We start from the raw sequence: 421 nt of genomic DNA, 5'->3' as shown, positions 1-421 counted from the left end.
CCATGCTGTAGTCGTCCAGCCCTCGGGTGCAACGTCCGGCACCCTGTACCACACGTGTTCGGACGCGCTCGCGCAGTACCCGCCCCGCCGCAAGCGTCTCCGAGATGAATCGCTCTTGAAGGTGAGCGCCTCTTGGCATGCCGTCGAGGACGGTGACGCGCGATTGCGAGTCAGGAAGATCGAGGCCGTCATATCGGTTCGCGAGAACGAGCACCGCCGACGGCAAGGCGCGGAACCTGTCGAGCAGATCTTCGGCAGTGCCGCCGGGGCCAAGCAGCTCAGCTGTGCTCGGCTTCAGGTCGACGGCGCGCGCAGCGGAGGCGTTCGACGGGGTGAGGACGAGCGCCTTGCCCGCCGCGGCAACGAGGTCGCGTGCGACCTCCCGCGACGGACGGACGGACTGGAGCTCGGGAAAAAGGAA

1 pseudogene is annotated in these 421 nt (G+C 67.5%); it reads right to left on the bottom strand.

Annotation, left to right across the window (positions count from 1 at the left end):
• Positions 1 to 421: pseudogene (locus G3I78_RS49115) on the bottom strand (hypothetical protein); the annotation flags it as partial.

It is taken from the genome of Streptomyces sp. SID13726, from assembly GCF_010548375.1.
Taxonomy (GTDB): Bacteria; Actinomycetota; Actinomycetes; order Streptomycetales; family Streptomycetaceae; genus Streptomyces.
Note: the sequence above shows the minus strand (reverse complement) of the source record. Positions and strands in the feature narration are given on the sequence as shown.